Raw genomic sequence first — 21,959 nt, 5'->3', positions numbered from 1 at the left:
TCCTCCTGATGCTCGCCCTGCTCACTGCTGTGTCCTTTCCTCGGTGATGCTCTGCCCGAGCCAGTGTGTGAAGAACCCTGGGTAGTACTCGCCGTTGTCCTGAATGAACAGTTCAGATCCGTCGTCCAGACCGATCACCAAGCCGTCGTGGACGAACGGCGACGAGTCGTAAGCGGAAGGCTCGACAATTCTGCGAGCCCCTTCTGCAATCGAGACGATGCGCCGTCCCACAACACCGATCGGTAGCTCATCGCTCATTTCGCATTCCCCCAATCACAGGAAAGGGACATCGCCGTGTTGCTCGAATTGCTGATCGAGACACACACGACTTTCCGGCCATCAGCTATGGGCAGCCGCCACACCTGCGGTTCAGGCGGGTTGATTTGCTCGTTAGAAGCGCCGCAGCCAGCGGCGGCTATGACCACGACGACGGCCACGGCTCCTGCCATTAGTTTGCGGGCGCTCATTCCCCGGCTCCTTTCTCAACGGCAAGGCGACGCAAGACCGCCCGCCCGTTCACGACCATCAGCGTGAACACGAGCGCGTTGACCAACGTCGCGGTCAAAAATCCCCCCGCGAAGCTCAACACGCCCGCCATGTCCCACGCCAACCCGTCCGCGCTCATCCACGCCATGGCCACCAGGGCCGCGATGAGCACACCGACCTGCGCCATGTCACTGCGGTCCACGAACGCCAAAAGCGGCACACGCCCACCGCTGCCCGCATTGTTCCGCGCCGCGACCTGGGCGGCGTCCCGCCACATGTCCTCGCTCATTTCCCGGCCTCCCTTAGCAGCGCCATGTGCCAGCTTTCGTCGTCCTGGTCGATCCGCGAGCGGGCGATGAGCACGCGCGAGTCTGCGGCCCAGTCGTGCGTTTTCGCGACCAGCTCGCGAAGCTCGCCCAGCGTCGGGCCGCTCCCCGGCCCGGAGAGAACGGTGTAGCGTGTGGTCGCTATCGGGTTTCCGCTCATAGCTCTGTCCTTTCCTCGGTGATGCGTGGTTCGTCGGTGACGGGTTCGCCCCATCCGGCTTGCCTGAGCAGGCGCAATCCCTCTTGGTAGGGCAGGATCATCGACCAGACCGGGGCCTTGCCGGGGATGGAGTGCTTCACCACCAGCACGGCGACGTCGGCGCGGGCGTTGCGCTTCTGCTGCGCGAGCTGCCTGAGCCATTCGGGGATCGAGATGCGCTTGCAGTCCTTCACCTGGGCGATCACGTACGGGCACAGCGTCAAGTCGCCCCGGTCCCGCTCGGCCCCGGCTTTCATGCGCTCCCACCACGGGAAACCAGACGCCCCCGCGATCCGCCCCGCCTCCCGCTCGGCGCGGTCCCCCTTCTGCTTCATGCGGTTCACCGGGCGGTCTCCTCGGGCATCGAGAACTTGCGGCTCAGCTCGCGCACCATCGCCAGCACGCGCTGCCGGTCGGGGTTGTCCTCGCTCGCGGGTTTCGGGCCTTCCAGTTGCAGGACGTCCGCCACCGGCTTCGGGTGCCTGCGGTCCGCTTTGATCCCGGCTGTGATGTGCCCGTGGGTGATCCTCTCCCCGCCGCGCGGGATGTCGAAGAACGCGTCCACCTGGGCGCACGCCTCCCGGTACGTCCAGTTGTGGCGGCGCGCGGCGGAAACGAACTCATCCAATTCGAACTGATCCGGTTTGCGCTTGTCGTTCGCGCTGATCTTCCGCAGCACCAACACGACTTCCTGTTCGGTTATCACGCGCCCACCTCCCGCAATCTGTGCCCGTTCGATGGCGGCTTGTAGCCCGCAGCCTCGGCCATCGCGACCGCCTGCGGGTCAGGCGTGGGGCTCAGCATCTCCCATCCGATCTGGCTTTTCACACCGGCCCCGTAGCCGTCCAACGGGCCGGGAGGAGGCTTGGCGCTGGTGCGCTCGAACCTCGGCGGCAGCGGCGGGTCGTTCCAGCACTCCTGGTTGAGCCAGGTCGCTGCCTCTTTCGTGAAACCCGCCTCACGGTTCGGGTCGTCCCGGTAGCGCCCAGCGGCCTCGGTCATCGCCTCGACGGTGGTCTTGCGCCTGGCCCGCTCGAACGCCTTCTCGGCTTTGGCCTTCCCCGACTTGCGGGGGTAGACGGTCCAGAACGCCGCGAACTCGGCGCGAAGCTCGGCGGGTGAACACTGAGCCGAAGGCGAAGTACTTGAGTTATCTACGTCAGTAGATAAGGACGGGTCGGGTCGGGTCGGGGTTAGGCGAACTTCGCCCGAAGTTCGGTCGGTGTTCGCCCGAACATCCTCCGAACCGTCTTCGGTGTTCTCCGGAACATCGCGCGAACCATCCTCAGTGTTCTCCCGAACAGGCTTCGCGGCTTTGCGCTTGGCCCGAGCGGCCTTCATCCGCTCCTTCGCGGCCTCACGCTCCGCTTCGACCTGCTCTTTGGTGGGCTGGTACTGCTCCCAGTCGTGGAACTTGTGGCCCTTCGGGTGCAGCTCCCAAAGACCGGCCTCCACGAGCTCTTGAGCCCGCTCAGGCGTGCCCCTGTGCATCGACAGCGCCGCGTGCGGGACAACGCCGTCCGTGAGCTGGTGAGCGCACCAGGTGCCCGCGAGCGTCCACAAGCTCAGAGCGCCGTCCGAGAGCCCCATAACCTTCGGGTGCGCGTAGAACCCGTCATCCACCTTGAACCACGACATCAGGCCACCGCCCATCTCGTCGCGTAACGGTTCGCATCCAACGGCCCGCTCACGTCCACGTACCGCTCATCGAGCGGTGTAGCGCCGTCCACCAGCCACGCCGGGTAGCGGTGGCCGCCGAGCGCGTCGAAACGCCACTCGTCCTCGCCCACGCGGATAAGCGGGGTCAATCCGCCATCGTCCAAGAGCAGGCGCCACTCGCCCCGAATCAACACGGGCCGCGCGTCCGGGCGGTGCGCCTGGTACACGCAGATCCCCAGCGCCTCCGCGAGACGGAAGCACTGCCCCGCCCAGTGATGACAGTTGCGGCATAACGCCAAAGCATTGCTCACCTGCGAGGACGCGGGATCGCTCGTGCCGCCCGAGCCCCTGGTGCGGCGGTGGTGCATCTCCTCGGCCACCCGAAGGCACCGGGGCCTCTTCGAGCGCTCGCGCGGGTCGAACTCGCCCTCGCACCTCCCCTCGGAGCGCAACTCCACAAGAGCGCGGGCGCGCTTGCTGAACTCGGCGGTCATCGCAGCGCCCCCTCTCCCGCGAAGTCATCCAGGAAGGACGCGAGCAACTGGAACTCGACGCGGAACTTCCGCTCAGCCTCCGCGCGGCACTCCCCGGCCTCAATCTCCACCGCAACACGGCGTTCGAAAACACCCGCCACACCCCGTAGCGCCGACTGGTACACCTTCTCGTCATGCCGGGTCCAAGGGTCCAGGGGCAAGCCCTTGCGGGAACGGTTGAGATGCAGCCCGCACATGTTCTTCCCGAAACGCCTGCGCTCGCACCCCGGCACCACGCAGCCTTTCCACAAGGGCACGCCCAGCGGGGTCAACCCGCCCTCGCCACGCCTGTGAAGCTGCCTCTCGTGAGCGGGGCACAAGCTGCTCCTTGTGGTTTCCCGCTGGCAGCCCTCGAACCGGCATATCGGCCTCACCATCGCAGATCGACCTCCCCCGCCCAGAACTTCGCCCGGTACGCCGCCCTCGCCTCTTCCAGGGAATGCCCGAGCTGCACGTAACGGCGCACCCACGCCTCCTCATGCGCCCGCAACGCCTCATCGGCCTTCTTTATCTGGTCGCTCACCGCTCACCCTCCGTTCTCGACAAGGGTTTTCCACAAACTGATGAGGGACTGCACGGCAATGACCTCTTGCCGCAAGTCCTGCAACTGGTCCGCCGCGTACCCGGCAAGAGCCTCGGCATGCTCCGCGCGCTGCTGAGCCGCCATCACCCCCTTATCCGCTGTCGCGGCCTGCTTCGCGTCCTCCACCGCGTAGCCCTTGCTCCTGTAGAAGGCGTGACACACCGCGTGCGCCCTCTTCCACTCCCGGCGCTCGTCGTCCGCCTTGATCCGCAAATCCCGCTTCTCAAGCGACGCCAGCCGCCGCTGCTTCATCAACTCGCGAAGCTCAAGCTCCAACGACACCGGGGAAGACTCCATAGCCGTCACCGCCAATCCGGCTCGTCGGACTGCGAGACGCCGCCACGGTTCGCGCGGCTCACCTTCGCCGTGCTGTAGCGCAGCGAAGGCCCGATCTCGTCCACCTCGAGCTCCACCACCGTGCGCTTCTGCCCGTCCTTCTCGAAGCTGCGTTGCTTCAACCTGCCCACAACGATCACTCGCTGACCTCTGACAAGGGACTCCGCGACGTTCTCCGCGGCCTCGCGCCAAATGTTGCAGCGCAAGAACAACGCCTCCCCGTCCTGCCACTGATTCGTCTGCCGGTCGAACACACGCGGGGTCGACGCGACGGTGAAGTTCGCGACCGCAGCCCCGGTCGGCGTGAACCGCAACTCCGGGTCCGCCGTGAGATTCCCAACCACATTGATAACAGTGTCGCCTGCCATCAGACCGCCTCTTCTTCCTGTGGCTCCTCAGCGGCGGCGGGCTCGGCTTCGGCTCTCTCTGAGCTTTGCGACTCGACCGGCTCAAGACGTTTGCGTTTGACGGTCGTCGTTGGTTCGGGCTCGTCCAGCTCTTCGACCGAGTACGGCAGACCGAGCAGCACGTCAGCGGAAACCAGGCGGCACACCTCGCTCGTGGCGCGGGCGGTCAGCATGGCCTTGGGCTGCTTGCGCCACTGATCCCGGTCCATCAACCCGAGCGATTCCGCGCGCTTGATGTCCCACACGGACTCATGCACGATGTCGTCGCCCTGCCGAACGCCTTTCGCGGTGACGGACTGGTCGCTCGCCTTCTCGATCCACACCCGATGGCCCTGCGACTGCACCAGGCCCCGCAACGCGACAGCAGTCATCGCCGGGGTGCCGTGGATGACGACGATGGAGCGCAGCGCAGTCATCGGGGAAAGCCCGATCTCCGAGCCCATGAGGATCGCCGCCGTGGCCTCCGACGGCTTTCCTTGATAGCACTTCGGGACGAACGACGTCTTCGCCAACGACTGCGCCACTTGGTGCGCCTCGCGCGCGTCGAGCGCCCACTGCCCGACTTTCGAGAGCGCCCGCTGCTCCGGTTCGGTCTCGGTTCTCTCTAACTCGCTCAATGCTTCTGCCTTTCCAAAGCTTCACCGACAACTTGTTTCGATGTCTTCGCCCAGCGGGCGATGCGCGCGGCGCTGAGGAACACCGCGAACTCCTCGGCTCCCGCCCTCAGCTCGTGGACGCTGTAGCCGTCCGGGCGCAGCCACACCCCGAACGCCCTCTCGACGCCAAGACCGCCCATAGCGACCTCTTCCCCGCCCGCCAGGGCGAAGTCCGCGTGCCTATAGGCCGCGAGCTGCAACCCCGTCTCCGGGTGGACGCCCGAACGGGAGGTTTTGAAGTCGATCAGGCAACGCCCCTCGCCGGGAATGTCCACCACTGCGTCCAACGTGCCCGCGTACCGCTCCGCTCGGGACGCAACCGGGCATTCCAGCAACACCGGCACCGGCTGCCACTCGTCCAGGAAGTCCACGCACGAGCGCACATGCCCCGACAACGTGGCCGGAACGGTCACCTCCTCGCCGCGCATCAGCCGCTCCGCGAGCCTATGCACCTCAGAGCCCCGGTTCGCCGCCTCGTCCCGCTCGCGCCAAGGGGCCTTCTTGATCTGGTCCACGCGCTCGAACTGCCCGAGCCCGCACAGCTCGTCCCAGTTCTCCACCGCAAACTGCGCCGCCGTCTTCAACGCCCACGGCATCAACGCAGCCTTGGGTATCCCGCCGCTGAGGATCGTCGTCACACCGTCCACACGCTCGCCGTCCAGCTCGTAAAAGTGGTTGCGGCCCTTCTCGATCCGCACAAGCCCGCTCATATGAGCACTCCGAACACGCCTGTGAACTCGGCCCGGTGCTCCATGCACACCGGCTCGCCGCCCTTGCCGGGATGCGTGCGCGTCTGCGCCGCCCGCACCCTCGGCGCGCTCGCCCACGAACCCCCAGCGGCCACATGCGCGCGGAACGCCCGCTCGCACCAAGCGCACCGCTCGTCCTTCTTCTGGCCGGTCATGCCGCCGCTCCCAGCAGCCAGCCCTCGACAGTGACGCCAAGGTTCTCCGCAGCCTCGGCGGGCGTGTTCGCGCCGCCCGCCTCGCACAGGGCGATGAGCTTGCCGAACATCGCCGTCGTCTCGTCGTAGGTCTTCGAAAGCGCGATGCTCTCCTTCTGCTTCTCCCGCAGCTCGGGCAGGGTCACGTAGTAGATGAGCGCCTGTTCGTAGTACCGCGTGCCGTCCTCGTCGGTGCGGCGGGCTCCCACCACGGCGGGCTTGCTCAAAATCCGGCCATCGTGCGACATGGGCACACGGCAGCGCTTCATGTGGTTCTTCAACCCGTTCGCGCAGCCGTTGCGCCGGTAGTGCGCCAAGACCTCCACGGCCCATCCCCGTTGCGCCTGTTCCGCGTCGATCAGGCCGTTGAGGTAGAAGTCCGTGCGCTCGTCCTGGCGCTTGGACGACTCCCACGCCTCGTACACCAGAGCGTCGTGCTCGTCGCGGTCCCGCTGGCTCCAATGCGCGGTGCTCCACACGCTCTTCTTCGCGCGCCGTCTGCTCATCCCTGGTCTCCTTTGATAAGGCGCAGCCCCGACCGGGCGGCGCGCATCTTGTCCAAGAACTTCTGCGTGGACTTCAACTGGTGCTCGACCACCTCCACGTCGCGCTCGTCCCCGAGTCGCCCGACGCGCTCGGGGTCGAACTGGAACATCTCGCCCGACTTCTTGAGCACCTTGTAGAACGCGACCATGTAGCCCTTGTCCTTCAGCTCCTGGCTCGACTCAAGCCACTTCGTGACCCCCGGATGCGGCTTGGGCGCCGCCTCGGCCTCCACCGCGCACATGACCCTGTGGTGCGGACCCGCCACAGAGCCGGTCGCGTCCATCTCCCCCAACGCCCAGCGCGCCGCCTCGCGAACAGGCTCGGGGGTTTCCTCGTCCTCAGCCAGATCTTTGACCTTGCGGACCTTCGATATCGTGTCGCGCCCGTAGCCCACCGCTTGCGCGGCTATGTCCCTGGTCTCGGGTTGGCGCTCCACTTCCGCCGATTCGGCGGAAGTGGACAGAGCCCTGCCCTTCTCGTCTCGGTCCTTGATCGCAGCAGCACGCCTCGCCGCAGCCACGGGCCGCAGCGCCGCCTCTATCGCGCTGGCTATCGCCTCTGCCTCGGTCGGGGTGAACGGCTTGCGCTGCGTGTTCTCATCCGCCTCCGCGCGCAACAAGTCCGCAGCCTCCACCAGGGAGGCCACCACCGTGACCGGCACCGTCTGCCAGCCCAACAGCCGCGCTGCCTCCAAACGCCGCTGACCGGCCACCAGCCGCAAATCCGCCGTCACCGCCACCGGATGGATCAACCCCACCTCGCGAATGCTCGCAGCGAGCGCCGACACATCGCCCAAATCCCTGCGGTGCCTGCCCTCCACACGAACATCCGCAACCGGAACCGCGCGCGTCATCACGCGACCTCCCGCGCCAGATCGCACGCCCTGTCGGCCTCGATATCTTCGGCGTCGGGGAAGGCGTACTGCTCGACCTCCGAGAGCACGTCACCGAACCAGTCGTCCATGTAGCGGCGGGTGTTACGGCACCATTCGCGCTCCTCGTCGGTCACAGCTTCCGAGCACTCGTCGTCATAAGCCGACAAGAACAAGCGCATCGCCTCATTCAGAACCCGCGCCCGCTCCTCGATCAGCTTGGGAAAGTCGCGGCGCGGCAAACGCAACACCAAACCCCCGCTCATGCCGACGCCCCCGTGATCTCGCCACGGTCCACACCAACGAACGGGATCTCCTCATCGGGCAGGAACATCGACTCCCACTCCTCCAAACGCGCCGTCACGTCGCGGATGTGCGCGGCAACCACCGGGTGGTGCGCGAACGGGAGGCGTAGTGCCTTGTGGACGATTCCGGCGATGTCCAGCACCTCCTCAAGGGACTTCCCTTGCCCTGAGCCGTAGGGCGTGCTACCGTAGTTCACGGTTATCTCCTTTGATAATCGGTAAGGATCGGGACAATTTCCACGTCGGCCCGGTCCTTTCTTTTTGTTCAGCCTGCCGCCTATTGGCGACGGGCTTCTGTACTCTCAGGGCTCGTTGACTGTTTTTCCCCGAGAGGAGCATCTGTATGTCGATCGAGAACTTTTTCAATGGTTGGGCCACGATCACCAACGCCGAAATCCCCGCTGACTACACGATTAGCGCCGAGATCAAGCATCTGCTGTCGAACGCCACCGCGAACATCGCCCTTGAAAACGTCAAGGTCAAAACCGAAGACCCTAGGGAGGAAGCCAAGAAGCTCGCTCTGGTCGGGGCCAGCCTTAGCGTCGTGCTCGGCGCGGTTGTCAAGCTGGAAGGCAGGGTCATTGACCTTGAAACCCGCCTCGCGGCCCTTGAAACGCCCCAACAGGGCACATAAACGCCTCATCCCAACCCCCTCACGCGCTCTGCTTCACGGCGCATTGATCCTGTGATTCCAGGTATTTACGCAGTTCAAGTGGTGCGATGAGCCATGCCCCGCGTCCACCAGAGGGGCGCGGTTCTGCCGTCAGTCGCCCTTTGTGGATGTGGTAGAGGATGGTTCGCCGCGAGATGCCCGTCTGCTCGACCACATCCGTGATCGAAAGGAGGTCTTCGCTGTGCGGCATGGATTTATCCTACCACAGTGTTGCCGATAGCGGCAACACTGTAATTTAGCGGCGTGTTGCTGCTTCATACATAAATGCTGCCTCTGGTTGACGCTTTGCCAACTATGGCATAGAGTGGTCGGCATGTTAGCCATTTACGACTCAGGAACATCCCCCGAGATCTCCTTGAAGTACCGGCTTCTCATCGCACGCATGGAAGCTGGACTGGAACAAAGCCAGCTCGCGGAAAGAACAGGCATCAGCGTTAGGACTATCCGCAACGCGGAACGTGGGCACACTTCCCCAAAGCAGCACGTCATCTATCAATGGGCGCTTGCTACCGGGGTTCCCGCCACCTGGCTTCTGACTGGGCAAGACCCGAACAAAAACGGTGGCCCGGACGGCCCCAGCGCGGGAACTTACGGATCTTCGGATTAAAAGTCCGTAGCTCTACCGACTGAGCTAAAGGGGCCAGGTGCGCGTGACGCGAGGGACCATGGTAGCGCACCGGGCGGCGTGAACGCCAACCGGATCTGCGGGCGCGAACCTCGGGTGGACGCCTTCAACTGCGGTTTCGTCCCATGTTCATCTCATGATGACCCTGCGTCCATGTTGCGGCAGCGGTGACGACACGCACGAATGGCAAGGTCAAGGACATGGACACGGAGCCAAAGGACACTGCCGCGGAGATTGTGGTGTCGCTGTCGGGCATCCGGGACACGACGCTCGGCCAGGCGCGTGCTTTCGCCGAACTGCTCGATGCGCGGGGCGTTCCGTTGTCGCTGCTGGTGGCGCCGAAACTACCTGGGAAGTACAAGCTGGCCAAAGATCCGGGCACGGCGGATTGGCTGCGGGAGCGCCGGGCGCACGGCGACGCGATCGTGTTGCACGGCTACGACCAGGCGGCGACGAAACGGCGGAAAGCGGAGTTCGCGGCGTTGCCCGAGTATGAGGCGCGGCTGCGGCTGACGGCCGCGGACCGGATGATGGATCATCTTGGTCTGCGCACGAGGCTGTTCGCCCCGCCTGAGTGGGCGGCTTCCCCTGGCGCGCAGGCTGTGCTGCCCGCATTGGGCTTTCATCAGCTTGTCCGCGCCGATTCGGTGCTCGAAGTCCGAGCGGGGGCGGCACGGCCTGCGCGGCTTTTCGCGCCCCGGCCCAAATATGAGTCGTGGCAGCGGCGCGTGGTGAGTTTCTGGGCGTGGCGCAGCGGGCGCCGGGGCGAGCTGGCGCAGCTTGCGATTTCGGGGAAACACTTGGAAACGGAAAGCGTGCGCGGGCTGTTCTTCGAAGCTCTCGGGCTGGCGTTGGAACGCGGCGTGCGGCCGGTGCGCTACACGGACCTTCTGGGAGTCTCGACCACGGGGGGCGGTCCGCGGTTCGCCGCGCTGGTGACGGACGTCGCATAACAGACGGGCACACCGGCCCGCTGTTCAGGCGAGCCGCAGTTCGGCGAACATCGCTCCGGTGGGCTTGCGGGAGCCGCCGGGCGGTTCCACGGAGAGGCCGACCACGGTGGAGTCGCCCAGGTTGTCGATCACGGCGGTGGTGGACGGCGATATGGCGTGCGCGTCCATGGTGCCAGCTGGTTCTGGCCCGTTCGGGCCGACGAGCCAGAGTTCGTAGACGGTCCCTGGCCGTGGGGGCGCGACGTCGTTCATCACCAGAACCGCTTTGTGCAATTCGGGGGAGAACACCACGGTGGCCGTGCCGCCGCCGGGAATCGCGCCGCTCACTGCCCGGACGTCGGGGGCTGCGAGGATGCGGGCGGCAGCAGACGGGGGCGCTGGGCTGCGGCCCAAGAGCATCCATCCCGCGCCGGCAGCCAGCCCGACGAGGAGCGTGGCGGCGACCGCCGCCACGCGCAAGGAGGTTCGCTGGAACCATTTCGGCCGGGTTTGGGCAGTGGCGGCGACGATGCGCGCTTTCAGGCGCTCCGGCGGTTCGACTGCCGTGAGCGCGGCGACGTCGGCCATGGTCTCGTGGATGCGGCGCACTTCGTTTCGGAACGCCTGGGCCTCGGCCGGGTCGGCTTCGCGCAGCGCCCGCTCGATGGCGGCGCGTTCTGTGTCGCTGACGGCGTGCAGCGCGTACGGCGCGGCGAGGCCGAGCAGGCCTGCGGGGGGTTCGCCTGGTCTGCTCATGCGGGCTCACCTGCTTCGTCCGCGTTGGCGCGCAAACAACCCCGCAGTCGCGCCAACCCGTCCCGCATCCGGGATTTCACGGTGGAAAGGCTGGTCGCGAGGCCCTCCGCGACTTGTTGGTAAGTCAGCCCGTCGTAATAGGCGAGCTCGAGGCAACGTCGCTGCGCTTCGCTCAAGACGCTGAGGCAGCGAACGACCTGGCGCTGCTCGTCGCGGCGCAACGCGGTGTCCACGACCTCGTCGAACGCGGGCGACGACATGGCCGATCCGTATTGCAGGTCGCGTCGCGCGGCGCTGTGTTCGGCGCGGACGCGGTCCACCGCCCGCCGATGCGCCAAGGTGAGCACCCAGGAAAGCGCGGAGCCCGCTTCGGGGTGGAACGCGCTCGCGGAACGCCACACCTGGAGGTAGACCTCTTGGACGGTCTCCTCGCTGTACCCCTGGTCCCGCAGCACCCGCAGGACCAAACCGAACACCCTCGCCTTGGTTTGGTCGTAGAACGAGGCGAAAGCGTCCGCGTCGCCATCCGCGACCCGCGCCAAGAGACGGTCCAGCTCGGCGCTCACCGTGACATTCCGATCATCGGCTGCCAGCCTAATGCCTGCGGCCGCCGCCGTCGTGGGTTTCAGGATCGTGGCGGCCATGGCACGAAGAACGAGGTCCGTTGTTGGTATTCGCGGTACCCGGGTCGATCAGCCATGTGCCGCTCCAAAAGCCGCGCGCCGGTGGCGTGGACGAGGAAATAGGTCATGAGCGCCGGGGAAAGCACGGTGGCGAGGCTTGCGGGGCATGCCAGGGAGCAGAGCCACAGCCCCCACCAGACGCAAGAGTCGCCGAAATAGTTGGGGTGGCGGGTCCATCGCCACAGTCCGACGTCCATGATCCGGCCCCGGTTGTCCGGGTTGCTTTTGAACGCCCGCAACTGCCAGTCGCCGACTGCCTCGAACAGCACGCCTGCCGTGTACAGGCCGACACCGGCGACCAGGGCGGGGAAGAATGCCCGAGGGGTGGGCCCGAGGACTGCGGAGAGCTGGACCGGGAGCGAGACGAACCATTGCGCGAGACCCTGGATCACGAAAACCTGGACGATGATGTTCCATGTCGAAGCCCCGCCCTTGCGCTCTAAAAGCGCCTCGTAGCGGGGGTCCTCGCCTCGACCGGCGGATTTGCGGTGCATGTGCCAGCTCAAACGCAGCCCCCACAGGGCGATCAAAGCGGCGAACAGGACTCGCCGGGGCAAGTCGCCCTGCCCGACGGCCGCCGCGACGGCGGCCGCCAGGGCGAAGCCGAGCCCCCACGCGACGTCGACGACGTTGTAGCGCCCGATTTTGCGGCCGACCGCGAAGGCTGCTGCTTGCACTGCGGCGAGGACGGCAGCGGTGGCCGCGGCGACCGCGGCGAAGTTGTGCAAGACGGTCATCGGCGTGCTCCTTCTCGGATGAAAACCCATTGTTGGACGTCGAGGTAACCGGATCGGAAGCCCGCTTCGGAGTAGGCGAGATACAGTTCCCACATCCGTTGGAAGACGTGGTCGAAACCGAGCGCGGCGACGCGGTCGCCGCTGGCGAGGAAACGTTCGCGCCACAGCTGGAGGGTTTGGGCGTAGTGCGGTCTCAAGGAAGTCCGCTCGACGGTGCGCAGCGCGGTGTGCCGGGCGGTGACGTCGGAGATCGCCTCGGTGGACGGCAGCAGGCCGCCGGGGAAAATATATTTCTGCACCCAGGTGTGCGTGCGGCGCGATGCGAGCATCCGGTCGTGCGGCATGGTGATGGCCTGGATGGCGACCCGCCCCCCAGGGACGACGAGCCGGTCCAGCGCGCGGAAATACGTCGGCCAGTACTCGCGCCCCACCGCTTCCACCATTTCGACGGACACGACGCAGTCGTATTGGCCGTCGACGCTGCGGTAATCGCACAGGTCCACGGCGACCTGGTCGGCGAACCCGGCCCGCCGGACCCGGTCGAGGGCGAGCTCGCGCTGCTCGCAGGAGAGCGTCACCGAACGGACGGTCGCGCCGCGCTGCGCGGCGCGCAGGCACAGCTCGCCCCATCCGGTGCCGATTTCCAGCACCCGCGACCCCGCGCGGACGCCCGCCAAGTCCAACAGGCGGTCCACTTTGCGCCGTTGGGCTTCGGGCAGCTCGTCCTGGGTCGCGGGGAGCTGTTCGAAGAGCGCGCTGGAGTACACCATGGTCTCGTCGAGGAACGCGGCGAACAGCTCGTTGGACAGATCGTAGTGCTGGGCGATATTGCGCTGGGCCTGGGACAGGCTGTTGCGCTGCGCCTTTGGCTGGCGGGCCAAAACCAACGGGCGCAGCCGTTGCAGTCGGCGCGGCACCAGGTGCGCCATGCCGGCCGCGAGCGCGGTGAGCGCGGCCACAAGGTCGGGGGAGTCCCACTCCCCCGCCATGTACGACTCGCCGAATCCGATGAGGCCGTGCCGGGCGAGACGACGGCCCAGGCGGTCGGGCTGGCGGACGACGATCACCGGGGCCCCCGCCGCGACCCGCCCGGTCCCCAGCGCCGTGCCGTCCGGGCGCGCCAACCGTACCGAGAACCGCTCGGCGGCCTGGCACAACAGCCTCAAAGCAACCTTGGAGCCGATGGCGGCCACAGGGCCTTTGGGCACGCTTGCCACGTCGGGCCAGCGCTGCGCGTCGACGAGAAGCCCCGGGGGCTGCGTCAGAACGGGGTTCGGGCTCATCGGGGCACCACCTTCAGTCCTCGCAACCACAGCATGATCCCCTGCTTGCGGATTCGCAGCGATCCGACCAGGGGGGCCAGCGGCGCGGCCAACTGCAACCGGGCCAGTCGCCCTGCCGTCGCGGGCAGCGCCTTCCCGCGCATGGTCGCCACGAACACGGCGGCTCCGGCGCGGCGCAGGACCACGGAGACGTCCAAGTCGGTTTCTGGCTCGGGGGCTCGTATGCAGTAGTGCCCGTCCACGGGGTTGAACGGCGACACGTAGAACTCCTTCGCCAGCGTCGCCCCGCCTTTGTCGTCGGGCTGGAACGGGTAGGCGTGGCGACCGCCGTAGGTGTTGTGGACTTCCGCGATGATGTGGCGCAACCGGCCCTCTGTGTCGTGGCACCAATACAGGCTGAGCGGATTGAACACATAGCCGAGCACTCTCGCCTGCACAAGGGCGGTCACGGGGCCGCCGGGCGGTTCGAGCCCGTTGGCCGCCAAACAAGCGTCCACCCGCTCGCGCAGGGAAGCCTGCGGCTGGCCGGTGAAATGGTCTTTGGCTTGGAAGCCGGCGAACGGGCGCAACCACAGCGGCAGCCTCGGCAGGTTGTCCACGTCGACGTGCCAGCTGTAGCCGCGGTAGCGGAATTCATGGCGGATCGGCGACAACCGGGTGTGCGCGATCTCCGTCCGGTAGAGCTTCGGGGTCAGCATTGCGCCAGCTCCTCCCGGCCCGCCTCCGCGGTCTTCCAGTCGGCTCCCAACCGTTGCGCCGCCCGAAGCCCGGAAGCGGCGCCGTCCTCGTGGAAGCCCCAACCGTGGTAGGCGCCCGCGAAGACCACGCGGTCGTCGCCGAGCGTCGGCAGGGACCGTTGGGCGGCGACGAATTCCGGCGTGTACAGCGGGTGGTGGTAGGTCATTTCCGCGATGACGGATTCGGGCGCGACGCGGCGCTCGGCGCCCAATGAGACCAAAAAGCGCCGCCCGTCCGCCCCTCGAACACGCATCAGCCTCGAAATGTCGTAGGTGACCAACACGCCTTCGCTGCCGTGCGCGGCGGCGGGGATGAGGTAGTTCCACGAGGCCCTCGCGAATCTGTGCTTCGGCAGCAGCGACGCGTCGGTGTGCAGTTGGGCGTGGTTCGTGGAGTAGGCCATCTTCCCCAGTATTCGGCGTTCGTCGGCGGTGGGCTCGGCCAGCATCGCCAAGGCCTGGTCCGAATGGGCGGCGATCACCGCGGCGTCGAAATGCCGGGGCGGTTCCGCTGCGGCTTGGACGCTCACGCCGCCCGCGACGCGCCGCACCGAGCGCACGGGGGCGTTCGTGCGCACCTCGGACAATCGGGCGGCGATCCGCTCGACATACCGGGCCGAGCCGCCGGTCACGGTGCGCCATGTCGGGGACCCGAACACGGAGAGCATCCCGTGGTGTTCGAGGAAGACGAATAAGAAACGCGCCGGGTAGCGCAACGCGTCGCGCGGGTCGCAGGACCACACCGCGGCCACGAGCGGCGTCATGAAATAGTCGGTGAACCGCCGGGAGAACGAGTGCCGGGCGAGGAATTCCCCGAGCGGCTCCTCCTCGTCGGGGCCGCTGCGCAGCAGCTGCGCGGCGGCGCGGTGGAACTTGGCGACTTCGGCCAGCATCATGATGTGACGCGGCTGGACCGCGCCCAGGGAGGGGAACAGGCCGCGCACGCCTCGCGAGCCCGCGTACTCGAATCCGCTGCGCTCGGCCCGCACCGACATCGACATGTCGGTCTCTTGGGTGGCGACCCCGAGTTCTTGGAACAAGCGGCAGAGCGTGGGGTAGGTGCGGTCGTTGTGGACGAGGAAGGCGGAGTCCACCGCCACGGAGGACCCGTCGCCCTGTTCGACGAGATGGGTGTGCGCATGCCCGCCAATCCGGTTGTCGGCCTCGTACAGGACGACCTTGCAACTGCGGGAGAGCACGTACGCCGCCGTGAGGCCGGCGACGCCGCTGCCGATGACCGCGACGGCGCGAGGAGGGACGCGGGGGACGTTCATACCGAGTATTCGGAGCCGCGGCAGGTTTGGACGGGCGCGCTCTGGCAGACATTGCGCGGCCCGCGCGCCGCCGCCACGTCAGGCTGGGGGCGCCCCGCCCGGCGGCGTGCCTCGATCACGCTCGTTGCTCGTGCAGGAGCAGGTCTTCAAAGGTGAGCGAGCCGGTGGGAGAATCGCCCCGGCCCAACAAATAGAGCCGTTTGACGGCGACCAAGATCCCTTCGGCGATGATGTCGCGCCCGCTCGGCTCGGACAAGAAAGCGCGGTCGGCGGGGTTGCTGAGGTAGCCGATGTTGATCTGCACGCTCGGCATCCTGGTCGTCCGCAAGATCGGCCACGTCCGGCCGTGGGTGCGGCAGTCCCGCAGCGGCGTGCGGGCCACAAGTTCGCGTTGGATCAGTTCGGCGAGCTGCTTGCCCACCGCTGAGTCGTATCCGAGCGAATTGCCGAAATAAAAGCACGCGACCCCGTTCGCCATCGGGCTCTCGTGGGTGGCGCACCGGAGGGCGAGCACGATGTCCGCCCCGTACGAGTTCGCGGTCTGGGCGCGCTCCTCGTCGGTGGGGCTGTGCGCGTGGGAGCGGGAAAAACCCGCCTCCATCCCCGTCGCCACCATGCGACCCTCCAACCGGGTGGCGAGGTCCCAGAGCACGTCCGCCTCGCTGGTCGGCCCATGCGCGCCCATCACCACCAGCCCTGGCTTGTCCGCGCCGCACCCTGGGTCGATGACGATGCGTTTGCCCTCGAGCCTGGGCCCGGACAGCCGCATCAGCTCGCGTTCGTGCAATTCATGGGCGGAGCCGCCAGTCACCCTGGAGCCGAGGAAGTTCAGCGAGCGCAACGTCGCGGGCCCGCAGATCCCGTCCGGGGTGAGGCCGAACTCGCGTTGATAGCTCATCAGGCCGTTATGCGTCTTAGGGCCGAAATACCCGTCCACCAGCCCCATATAAAAACCGAGGTCGTGCAGTCGGGCCTGCAAATCCGCCACATCGTCGCCGACCATCGGGGCGCTGGGCTGATAGCTGGTGACGCGGGCTCCGAGCCGGAAGGAGGCTTCGCGCAAGCACTGCGAGGTCGCGGGACCGATGATCCCGTCCACCAGCATGCCCCGGTGTTGTTGGAAGGCGCGCACCGCGAGGTCGAGCTCCGCGTCGAAGAGGGCTTCGACTCTGGCCTCCTGCCCCGAAGCGTCGGGCGTCAGCCCGTCGTGCGCGGCGCCCTGGTCCGGCGAGCCGTTCGAACTTCGCAGAAAGCCCAGCTCTTCGAGAATGGCGCGCACAGCGACCACCTCGGGGCCGATATCGCCGCGGCGGAGAAACACCATACTCGTCAAGAGCCTTCCGGTTCGAGCAGTCGCTGCACAACTGTCAATAACAGTAAGCATAAGCCAATCGGCGCTGCTCAACGAATCGGCTGATCTGCTTGGCGTGGCCAGGGCGAAGAAGCTCCCCTGCCGTGACCTGAACGCGACCGCATGCGCCGCCAAAGCCCAATCCCTTGCGCAGACGAGGACGCTGCGAGGGGCAGGCCCCTCGCAGCGTCTTACAAGCCCAGTTCGCGCAGGATGGCCGCTTTCGGTTTCGCGCCGATGATCTGTTTGACCGGCTCGCCGTTCTGGAACAGGATGAGGTTCGGGATGGAGTTCACGTCGTACTTGGTGCTCGTCTTGGGGTTCGCGTCCACATCGAGCTTGGCGACGACAAGCTTGCCCGCCTGCTCTTTCGCGATCTCCTCAAGGACTGGGGCGACCATGCGGCACGGCCCGCACCACGCGGCCCAAAAGTCCACCAGGACCGGCTGCTCGCTCGCCAAAACGTCTTGGGCGAAGGAATTGTCGGTGACGGTCAGTGTTTTCGATTCAGAATCAGCCACGGTGCGATGCCTTTCTTGTGTGCGGTGCGCTTGTCAAATTCCGTGTTGTGCGGTTCAGTGCTGTGCGGAGAGCGCGTGCCGCGGCGCGGCCTGCGCGGTTTCCGCGGCGGCGAGCCAGCGCTCCGCGTCAATGGCGGCGACGCAGCCCGAGCCTGCCGCGGTGATGGCTTGGCGGTAATGCCGGTCGACGAGGTCGCCCGCCGCGAACACGCCTGGCGTCGAGGTCGCCGACGAGGGCGCTTGGACCTTCACGTAGCCGTCCTCGTCTTGATCGACCTGTCCGACGACCAACTCGGCCCTCGGGTCGTGCCCGATGGCGACGAAAAGCCCGGTCACCGGGAGTTCGGAAGTCTGCCCAGTTGCGACGTGCGACAATTCGACGCCGGTCACCGAGGTCGAACCGAGGACTCGCGAGACCGAGGCTCCCAGGACGAACTTGATCTTCGGGTTCGACTTGGCCCGCTCCAGCATGATTCTGGAGGCCCGGAACTCGTCCCGCCGGTGGATGAGGGTCACCGATTTCGCGAACCGCGTCAGGAAGGTCGCCTCCTCCATCGCCGAGTCGCCGCCGCCGATCACGGCGATGTCTTGGTCCTTGAAGAAGAATCCGTCGCAGGTCGCGCAGGAGCTCACGCCCCGGCCGAGCAGCTCTTGCTCGCCCGGCACGCCGAGATAGCGAGGAGCGGCGCCCATCGCGAGGATCACGGCGCGGGCTGCGTGGACCTCGCCGTCGACATGCACCAGCTTGCGGTCGCCGCCCAGCTCGACCCACTCGACGTCCTTGGTCTGCAGCCGAGCGCCGAACCGTTCCGCCTGCGAACGCATCTCGACCATCAAATCGGGGCCTTGGACGCCTTCTTGGAAGCCGGGGAAGTTCTCGACCTCCGTCGTGGTCATCAGCGAGCCGCCGAATTGCGTCCCTTCGAAGACCAGCGGATTCAGCTGCGCCCGAGCCGCATACACAGCAGCGGTGTACCCGGCTGGGCCGGACCCGATGATGATGAGGTTCTCGAGCGTTTCTGGCATGCAGCCTCCAACATTGCGCGGACGGGGGTTATTCCCGCCCAGTCTAATGCAGAGCCGTCCGTCACATCTGCCTGCGCCGCCGCGCTCGCCCCTCGGGACGGCGCACCAGGCCGAGGGCGGCGGCGCGGACGAAAGAGCAGGACACGAACGTCTGCGCGCGCCGAAAACCTGGCAGACCGCCCGACAGGCGGCCGGATTAGTTCCGGCTGAGGACTTGCTTCGACAAGGTCGCCGGAATCCCGGCTCGGCACTCGGAGCCGACGACGAGGACGGTCATCCCCGGAGCCCCGCCGCGCATGGCGGGCGTCGGGATCATCATGAAGATGCCTTCTTTGTCGCCTCGCTTGATCCGGCCCGCCGCCACGAGCTGCTGGTCCGCCGGGAAGCCGTTCGCGGCGAGGCAGTCGCCCCGGATCGCTTCGTCCGAAAGCGGGCCGAGGTCCTTGAAGGAGCCGCCCGAGCGCAGCAGCGTGCTGAAGTCCTTGCGTTCGATCGTGAACCGGTTGTCGACGGACGCCAAGAGCGGCTCGGTCGCCTCAGCGCTCGTCTCCTGCGCGGCGGACGGCTCCGGCTGCGCCTGGGGCTGCGGGGAGTCCTGCTCCTGCCTGGGCCACGCGGCATAGGTGACCAACGAGAGCACCGCGGCCGCCGCCGCGACAGAGCCGACACTCGCCGCGGCCGTCCACCGGCGGCGGCGAGCCTCCGGCGTCTCGCTCAATTTCGCGAGCTCGCGGTCCATGCGGCGCGCGAGGAACTCCGGCATCTGCTCAGCGGGGGGTGCGGCGTGGTCCAATCGGCGCAACTGGGCGCAGACCATGTCGAGCCCGGCGAGCACCGCCTGGGCGGCGGGGTCGGCGGCCGCTTGTGCCTTCGCCCGGTCGCGCTCGGCGCCTTCCAAGGCGTCGGCGTGCAGCAGAGCCAATGTCTCCACAGACAGCTCAGGACCATGGTCCTCGGAGAACCCGGCCTTCCCCGCGCGGTCATCGCCGGGGGTGTTTCCCGGCTGATCGCTCGTCGCCATAGCTCACCTCTTTCTTTTCTCAAGAACCCTGCGGTCCCTGGCATGTGTCTGCCAAACTTATCTGCCCGTTGGCGGAGCACAGCGATGTGCTCGTTTTTGTCTCTATGCTCGTTTTTACGCCTGGCTTCTCTGCCTGGCACAGGGGCCCGGGACGGGCTTCTCGTCCGCTCGCGGCCAAGAGCCTTTTCACGCCCTTGAAGGGTTAGACGTTCGCGGAGCCCGATTGGTTCCCTTCTTTTCGAAGAAATCCAAGTTGCTTGGCGAGTTTGGCTCTGCCGCGCGCGCATCTGCTCTTCACAGTGCCCTGCGGGATGTCGAGCAAACGGGCCGCTTCCTCGACGGAGTAGCCTTCCACATCCACCGCGACCAGCACGACGCGGTGCTCGTAGGGCAGCGCGTTCAACGCGTCCCTCACCGCGAGCGAGAGCGCCGTGTCGTTGTCCGGGCGCTGGCGCAACGAGGTTTTCTCCAGCTCTTCCTCCTCCGGAAGCGGAACGGCAGGCGGCCTGCTGCGCTGTCTGCGCGCCCGGTCCAGGCAGGCGTTCACAACGATCCTGTGCAACCAAGTGCTCACCGCCGCGTCGCCTCGGAACGAGGACGCGGCCTGATGCGCGGACAGCATGGCCTCTTGGATCGCTTCGGCGGCCTCCTCCGGATTGAAGCAGGTCCTCAACGCCACCGCCCACATGCGGTTGTAGTGCCGCCGGAAGAGCGTGGCGAACGCCCGCTTGTCGCCCGCGACGTGCGCCTGCAGGAGTTCCTTGTCGCCCGGCCCCTCATCGTCCTGCGGCTCGAACAGGTTCGACGTCATCCCAGGCCTCGGTTCCTTCCGGCGTTACGACGCAGATCCGGTGAAGGCCAACTCATTGATCCGGCTCCGATACTGCCCGCCCGCCGGGGAGAGCGTGGTGAGCCACACGAGCACCAACGAGGAGGGCTGCGCCTGCGCCGTGTTGCACGACAACGTGGTCGTTTGCCCGTTGATCTGCCCCGAGGCGACTTTCACCAGGTCGTCGAGTTTTTTCACGTCGCTGGCCTTCGTGCTCGGCGACTTGGCGACATAGATGTCCACCACCGTGCCGTTGGACGGCGAGGAGACCGTCACTTGCTGCAGCTTGACCGCTTTCTCCAAAGTCACCAGCAAGCCGATGCCCGGCTTGAACACCATCTTGGGGCCTTCGTTGTACAAGTCGGTCTGCCAGTAGCTCGCATTGCTGCCGTCTATGGCGTTCTTCGCTTCGCGCGGGTCGTCCAGCCCGGACGGGTCGCCCCGGAAATCCACCACTTGCGCGTCCGTGGCTTTCACCGGAGCGGCCGGGCCGCTGGACGACGCGGAGCCGGTCTGGCCGGGGACCAGCGGGCGCCCGTTCGAGCCGCCTGCGCCGATGCTGTCCACCAGGGCGTACACGCTGTAACCGACCAGGAGCATGATGACGACGAGCAGGGAGCTGCCGATCAGAAGCGTCTTGCGCGAACGGCTGTCCGAGCCGAGCAGGCGCTCGCGCAGGGAGGGCGCGTCCCCGGTCCCGGGCTCGCCGGTCCTGGCCCGGTGAACAGCCGATTGCGCTGGAGCCGAAGAGCGAAGGCCGAGATCGAGCTGCAATCCGCCGTCCGAGGCTTGGGCCTGCGTCTCGGGCCCGGCCGCTTCGGGGTCCTCCTCGGACAACGCCTGCTCCAGCAGTTCCCGGAACTGCTCCGCGCTCACTGTGGCCCCGAGAGCCGAATCCGCCGCGTCCGAAACCAAACGGGGCACGGACGGGTCGCGCTCGCGCGCGGAGGCCAACCCCGCGTCGGGCTCTTCTTTCGCCAACGGCAGGCCGGAGTCTTCGGCGTTGCCCGCCTTCTCGGGCCATTGCCCGGTGAGCAGGGCGTACAACGTTCCGCCGAGGGCGCGGACGTCGTCGGCGCGAGTCTGGGTGGCCGAAACAGAAGGGTAGGCCAGCACAGCCTCGCCGTCGTTGCTGATGCGCACCCGAATCGGATGGTCGAGGCCGAGCAAGGCCCCGTTCTCGTGCGCGGCAGCCGCCGCGTCCGCCAGCGCCGTGAGCGCGTTCGCCGAACCCAGGGCGGAAGGGCGGCTCAGCGCGACTTCGCGCAGCGGGGCCCCCGCGACCCACTCGGTGATGACGACCAGGTCGCCCTGGTCGTTGGTGACGTCGAAAATCCTGGCCAGGCCCGGCGAAGAGAGCTTGGCGAGCACCATGGCGGCCCGCAGCGCCTCCGGGGCCGCGTTCGTCGTGAACGTGAGCGCCACATGGCGGTTGAGGTGGGCGTCCATGGCTTGCCAGAAGGTGTGCGACCCGACTGATCCGCACCGGACCAGCAACCGGTAGCGCCCCCCGAGGACCATAGCTCCCGGGATGCGCGGCGGCGGAGCTTGCTCTGGGGACAAGGCTTGCTCTTGGGTCAACAGGACTCCTCGTGGCGTGCGTTGTCTTCGAGGTCGGTGAATACCTCTTCCGTTTCCGTTGTTTAGGAAGATTAGCAGAG

The 21,959-nt window shown here is 66.9% G+C and carries 34 protein-coding genes and 1 pseudogene; 3 read left to right on the top strand and 32 right to left on the bottom strand.

The window, feature by feature from the left end:
- Nucleotides 1–21: 21 nt before the first annotated feature.
- From SROT_RS00235 to SROT_RS00145, 19 genes and pseudogenes are all read right to left on the bottom strand, one after another.
- Nucleotides 22–258, bottom strand: coding sequence for a hypothetical protein (locus tag SROT_RS00235; protein WP_013136994.1), 237 nt, complete (start codon nt 256–258; stop codon nt 22–24).
- Nucleotides 255–467, bottom strand: a complete 213-nt coding sequence (locus tag SROT_RS16270; protein ID WP_013136993.1) for a hypothetical protein — start codon at nt 465–467, stop codon at nt 255–257. The genes SROT_RS00235 and SROT_RS16270 overlap by 4 nt, the downstream gene beginning before the upstream one ends.
- Entirely contained in the window at nt 464–775 is a 312-nt protein-coding gene (locus tag SROT_RS00225; RefSeq protein ID WP_013136992.1) for a hypothetical protein, read from the bottom strand. Before SROT_RS00225 ends, SROT_RS16270 begins: the two co-directional genes overlap by 4 nt.
- Entirely contained in the window at nt 772–972 is a 201-nt protein-coding gene (locus tag SROT_RS00220; RefSeq protein WP_013136991.1) for a hypothetical protein, read from the bottom strand. The genes SROT_RS00225 and SROT_RS00220 overlap by 4 nt, the downstream gene beginning before the upstream one ends.
- Nucleotides 969–1,346: a hypothetical protein gene (locus SROT_RS00215; RefSeq protein WP_148223477.1), complete on the bottom strand. Its 378-nt coding sequence runs from the start codon at nt 1,344–1,346 to the stop codon at nt 969–971. Before SROT_RS00215 ends, SROT_RS00220 begins: the two co-directional genes overlap by 4 nt.
- Before the next feature lie 5 nt (nt 1,347–1,351).
- Nucleotides 1,352–1,717, bottom strand: coding sequence for a hypothetical protein (locus SROT_RS00210; RefSeq protein ID WP_013136989.1), 366 nt, complete (start codon nt 1,715–1,717; stop codon nt 1,352–1,354).
- Complete coding sequence (locus tag SROT_RS15410; protein ID WP_013136988.1) at nt 1,714–2,649, bottom strand: hypothetical protein; 936 nt, start codon at nt 2,647–2,649, stop codon at nt 1,714–1,716. Before SROT_RS15410 ends, SROT_RS00210 begins: the two co-directional genes overlap by 4 nt.
- A complete protein-coding gene (locus SROT_RS15405) occupies nt 2,649–3,164 on the bottom strand; it encodes a hypothetical protein (RefSeq protein ID WP_013136987.1) in 516 nt (171 codons plus the stop codon). Before SROT_RS15405 ends, SROT_RS15410 begins: the two co-directional genes overlap by 1 nt.
- A complete protein-coding gene (locus SROT_RS00190; protein ID WP_148223282.1) occupies nt 3,161–3,460 on the bottom strand; it encodes a hypothetical protein in 300 nt (99 codons plus the stop codon). The genes SROT_RS15405 and SROT_RS00190 overlap by 4 nt, the downstream gene beginning before the upstream one ends.
- 113 nt (nt 3,461–3,573) lie before the next feature.
- The gene (locus tag SROT_RS16635; protein WP_013136985.1) at nt 3,574–3,726 is read right to left on the bottom strand and encodes a hypothetical protein; all 153 of its coding nucleotides are present in this window, start codon (nt 3,724–3,726) and stop codon (nt 3,574–3,576) included.
- Nucleotides 3,727–3,729: 3 nt separating this feature from the next.
- Complete coding sequence (locus tag SROT_RS00185; protein WP_013136984.1) at nt 3,730–4,083, bottom strand: hypothetical protein; 354 nt, start codon at nt 4,081–4,083, stop codon at nt 3,730–3,732.
- Between the two features lie 38 nt (nt 4,084–4,121).
- A pseudogene (locus SROT_RS00180) lies at nt 4,122–4,490 on the bottom strand (single-stranded DNA-binding protein); the annotation flags it as partial.
- A complete protein-coding gene (locus SROT_RS00175) occupies nt 4,490–5,146 on the bottom strand; it encodes a hypothetical protein (RefSeq protein WP_013136982.1) in 657 nt (218 codons plus the stop codon). The pseudogene SROT_RS00180 and the gene SROT_RS00175, both read right to left, overlap by 1 nt.
- The gene (locus tag SROT_RS00170) at nt 5,143–5,895 is read right to left on the bottom strand and encodes a PD-(D/E)XK nuclease family protein (protein WP_013136981.1); all 753 of its coding nucleotides are present in this window, start codon (nt 5,893–5,895) and stop codon (nt 5,143–5,145) included. Before SROT_RS00170 ends, SROT_RS00175 begins: the two co-directional genes overlap by 4 nt.
- Nucleotides 5,892–6,089, bottom strand: coding sequence for a hypothetical protein (locus SROT_RS00165; RefSeq protein ID WP_013136980.1), 198 nt, complete (start codon nt 6,087–6,089; stop codon nt 5,892–5,894). Before SROT_RS00165 ends, SROT_RS00170 begins: the two co-directional genes overlap by 4 nt.
- Nucleotides 6,086–6,634 carry a hypothetical protein gene (locus SROT_RS00160; RefSeq protein WP_013136979.1) on the bottom strand — a complete coding sequence of 183 codons (549 nt, stop codon included), beginning with the start codon at nt 6,632–6,634 and terminating at the stop codon, nt 6,086–6,088. Before SROT_RS00160 ends, SROT_RS00165 begins: the two co-directional genes overlap by 4 nt.
- Entirely contained in the window at nt 6,631–7,527 is an 897-nt protein-coding gene (locus SROT_RS15400) for a ParB N-terminal domain-containing protein (protein ID WP_013136978.1), read from the bottom strand. Before SROT_RS15400 ends, SROT_RS00160 begins: the two co-directional genes overlap by 4 nt.
- Nucleotides 7,527–7,799 (bottom strand): hypothetical protein, encoded by a 273-nt coding sequence (locus SROT_RS00150; RefSeq protein ID WP_041406763.1) that lies wholly within the window; start codon nt 7,797–7,799, stop codon nt 7,527–7,529. Before SROT_RS00150 ends, SROT_RS15400 begins: the two co-directional genes overlap by 1 nt.
- An 8-nt stretch (nt 7,800–7,807) precedes the next feature.
- Nucleotides 7,808–8,047: a hypothetical protein gene (locus SROT_RS00145; protein ID WP_013136976.1), complete on the bottom strand. Its 240-nt coding sequence runs from the start codon at nt 8,045–8,047 to the stop codon at nt 7,808–7,810.
- A gap of 146 nt (nt 8,048–8,193) precedes the next feature.
- Between SROT_RS00145 and SROT_RS00140 the strand changes: the two genes are divergently transcribed.
- Nucleotides 8,194–8,484 (top strand): hypothetical protein, encoded by a 291-nt coding sequence (locus SROT_RS00140; RefSeq protein WP_013136975.1) that lies wholly within the window; start codon nt 8,194–8,196, stop codon nt 8,482–8,484.
- Between the two features lie 19 nt (nt 8,485–8,503).
- On the opposite strand, the gene SROT_RS00135 is transcribed toward SROT_RS00140, so the two are convergent.
- Nucleotides 8,504–8,713, bottom strand: coding sequence for a helix-turn-helix domain-containing protein (locus tag SROT_RS00135; protein WP_013136974.1), 210 nt, complete (start codon nt 8,711–8,713; stop codon nt 8,504–8,506).
- A gap of 123 nt (nt 8,714–8,836) precedes the next feature.
- Here SROT_RS00135 and SROT_RS15870 point away from each other — a divergent pair, with 123 nt between their 5' ends.
- On the top strand, nt 8,837–9,130 hold the full coding sequence (locus SROT_RS15870; protein ID WP_013136973.1) for a helix-turn-helix domain-containing protein: 294 nt from the start codon (nt 8,837–8,839) through the stop codon (nt 9,128–9,130).
- 218 nt (nt 9,131–9,348) lie between these two features.
- Complete coding sequence (locus SROT_RS00125) at nt 9,349–10,101, top strand: DUF2334 domain-containing protein (RefSeq protein WP_013136972.1); 753 nt, start codon at nt 9,349–9,351, stop codon at nt 10,099–10,101.
- A 24-nt stretch (nt 10,102–10,125) separates the two neighbouring features.
- On the opposite strand, the gene SROT_RS00120 is transcribed toward SROT_RS00125, so the two are convergent.
- From SROT_RS00120 to SROT_RS00065, 12 genes are all read right to left on the bottom strand, one after another.
- On the bottom strand, nt 10,126–10,836 hold the full coding sequence (locus tag SROT_RS00120) for an anti-sigma factor (protein ID WP_013136971.1): 711 nt from the start codon (nt 10,834–10,836) through the stop codon (nt 10,126–10,128).
- Complete coding sequence (sigK, locus tag SROT_RS00115) at nt 10,833–11,480, bottom strand: ECF RNA polymerase sigma factor SigK (protein WP_013136970.1); 648 nt, start codon at nt 11,478–11,480, stop codon at nt 10,833–10,835. Before sigK ends, SROT_RS00120 begins: the two co-directional genes overlap by 4 nt.
- Nucleotides 11,462–12,256, bottom strand: a complete 795-nt coding sequence (locus SROT_RS00110; protein ID WP_013136969.1) for a DUF1295 domain-containing protein — start codon at nt 12,254–12,256, stop codon at nt 11,462–11,464. The genes sigK and SROT_RS00110 overlap by 19 nt, the downstream gene beginning before the upstream one ends.
- On the bottom strand, nt 12,253–13,539 hold the full coding sequence (locus tag SROT_RS00105; RefSeq protein WP_013136968.1) for a class I SAM-dependent methyltransferase: 1,287 nt from the start codon (nt 13,537–13,539) through the stop codon (nt 12,253–12,255). The genes SROT_RS00110 and SROT_RS00105 overlap by 4 nt, the downstream gene beginning before the upstream one ends.
- Complete coding sequence (locus SROT_RS00100) at nt 13,536–14,237, bottom strand: DUF1365 domain-containing protein (RefSeq protein WP_013136967.1); 702 nt, start codon at nt 14,235–14,237, stop codon at nt 13,536–13,538. Before SROT_RS00100 ends, SROT_RS00105 begins: the two co-directional genes overlap by 4 nt.
- On the bottom strand, nt 14,231–15,550 hold the full coding sequence (locus tag SROT_RS00095) for an NAD(P)/FAD-dependent oxidoreductase (RefSeq protein ID WP_013136966.1): 1,320 nt from the start codon (nt 15,548–15,550) through the stop codon (nt 14,231–14,233). The genes SROT_RS00100 and SROT_RS00095 overlap by 7 nt, the downstream gene beginning before the upstream one ends.
- 115 nt (nt 15,551–15,665) lie before the next feature.
- Entirely contained in the window at nt 15,666–16,874 is a 1,209-nt protein-coding gene (locus tag SROT_RS00090) for an N-acetylmuramoyl-L-alanine amidase (protein WP_013136965.1), read from the bottom strand.
- A 218-nt stretch (nt 16,875–17,092) separates the two neighbouring features.
- Nucleotides 17,093–17,422: a thioredoxin gene (gene trxA, locus SROT_RS00085; protein WP_013136964.1), complete on the bottom strand. Its 330-nt coding sequence runs from the start codon at nt 17,420–17,422 to the stop codon at nt 17,093–17,095.
- Nucleotides 17,423–17,476: 54 nt separating this feature from the next.
- Nucleotides 17,477–18,448 (bottom strand): thioredoxin-disulfide reductase, encoded by a 972-nt coding sequence (gene trxB / locus SROT_RS00080; RefSeq protein ID WP_013136963.1) that lies wholly within the window; start codon nt 18,446–18,448, stop codon nt 17,477–17,479.
- A gap of 196 nt (nt 18,449–18,644) precedes the next feature.
- Entirely contained in the window at nt 18,645–19,469 is an 825-nt protein-coding gene (locus tag SROT_RS00075) for a hypothetical protein (protein WP_013136962.1), read from the bottom strand.
- Nucleotides 19,470–19,671: 202 nt separating this feature from the next.
- Nucleotides 19,672–20,280 (bottom strand): RNA polymerase sigma factor SigM, encoded by a 609-nt coding sequence (gene sigM / locus SROT_RS00070; RefSeq protein ID WP_013136961.1) that lies wholly within the window; start codon nt 20,278–20,280, stop codon nt 19,672–19,674.
- 24 nt (nt 20,281–20,304) lie between these two features.
- On the bottom strand, nt 20,305–21,879 hold the full coding sequence (locus SROT_RS00065) for a protein kinase family protein (protein WP_013136960.1): 1,575 nt from the start codon (nt 21,877–21,879) through the stop codon (nt 20,305–20,307).
- Between the last annotated feature and the right edge of the window lie 80 nt (nt 21,880–21,959).

This window comes from Segniliparus rotundus DSM 44985 (genome assembly GCF_000092825.1).
In the GTDB taxonomy this organism is placed as follows: Bacteria; Actinomycetota; Actinomycetes; order Mycobacteriales; family Mycobacteriaceae; genus Segniliparus; species Segniliparus rotundus.
This window is presented reverse-complemented; position numbering and strand designations above follow the sequence as displayed.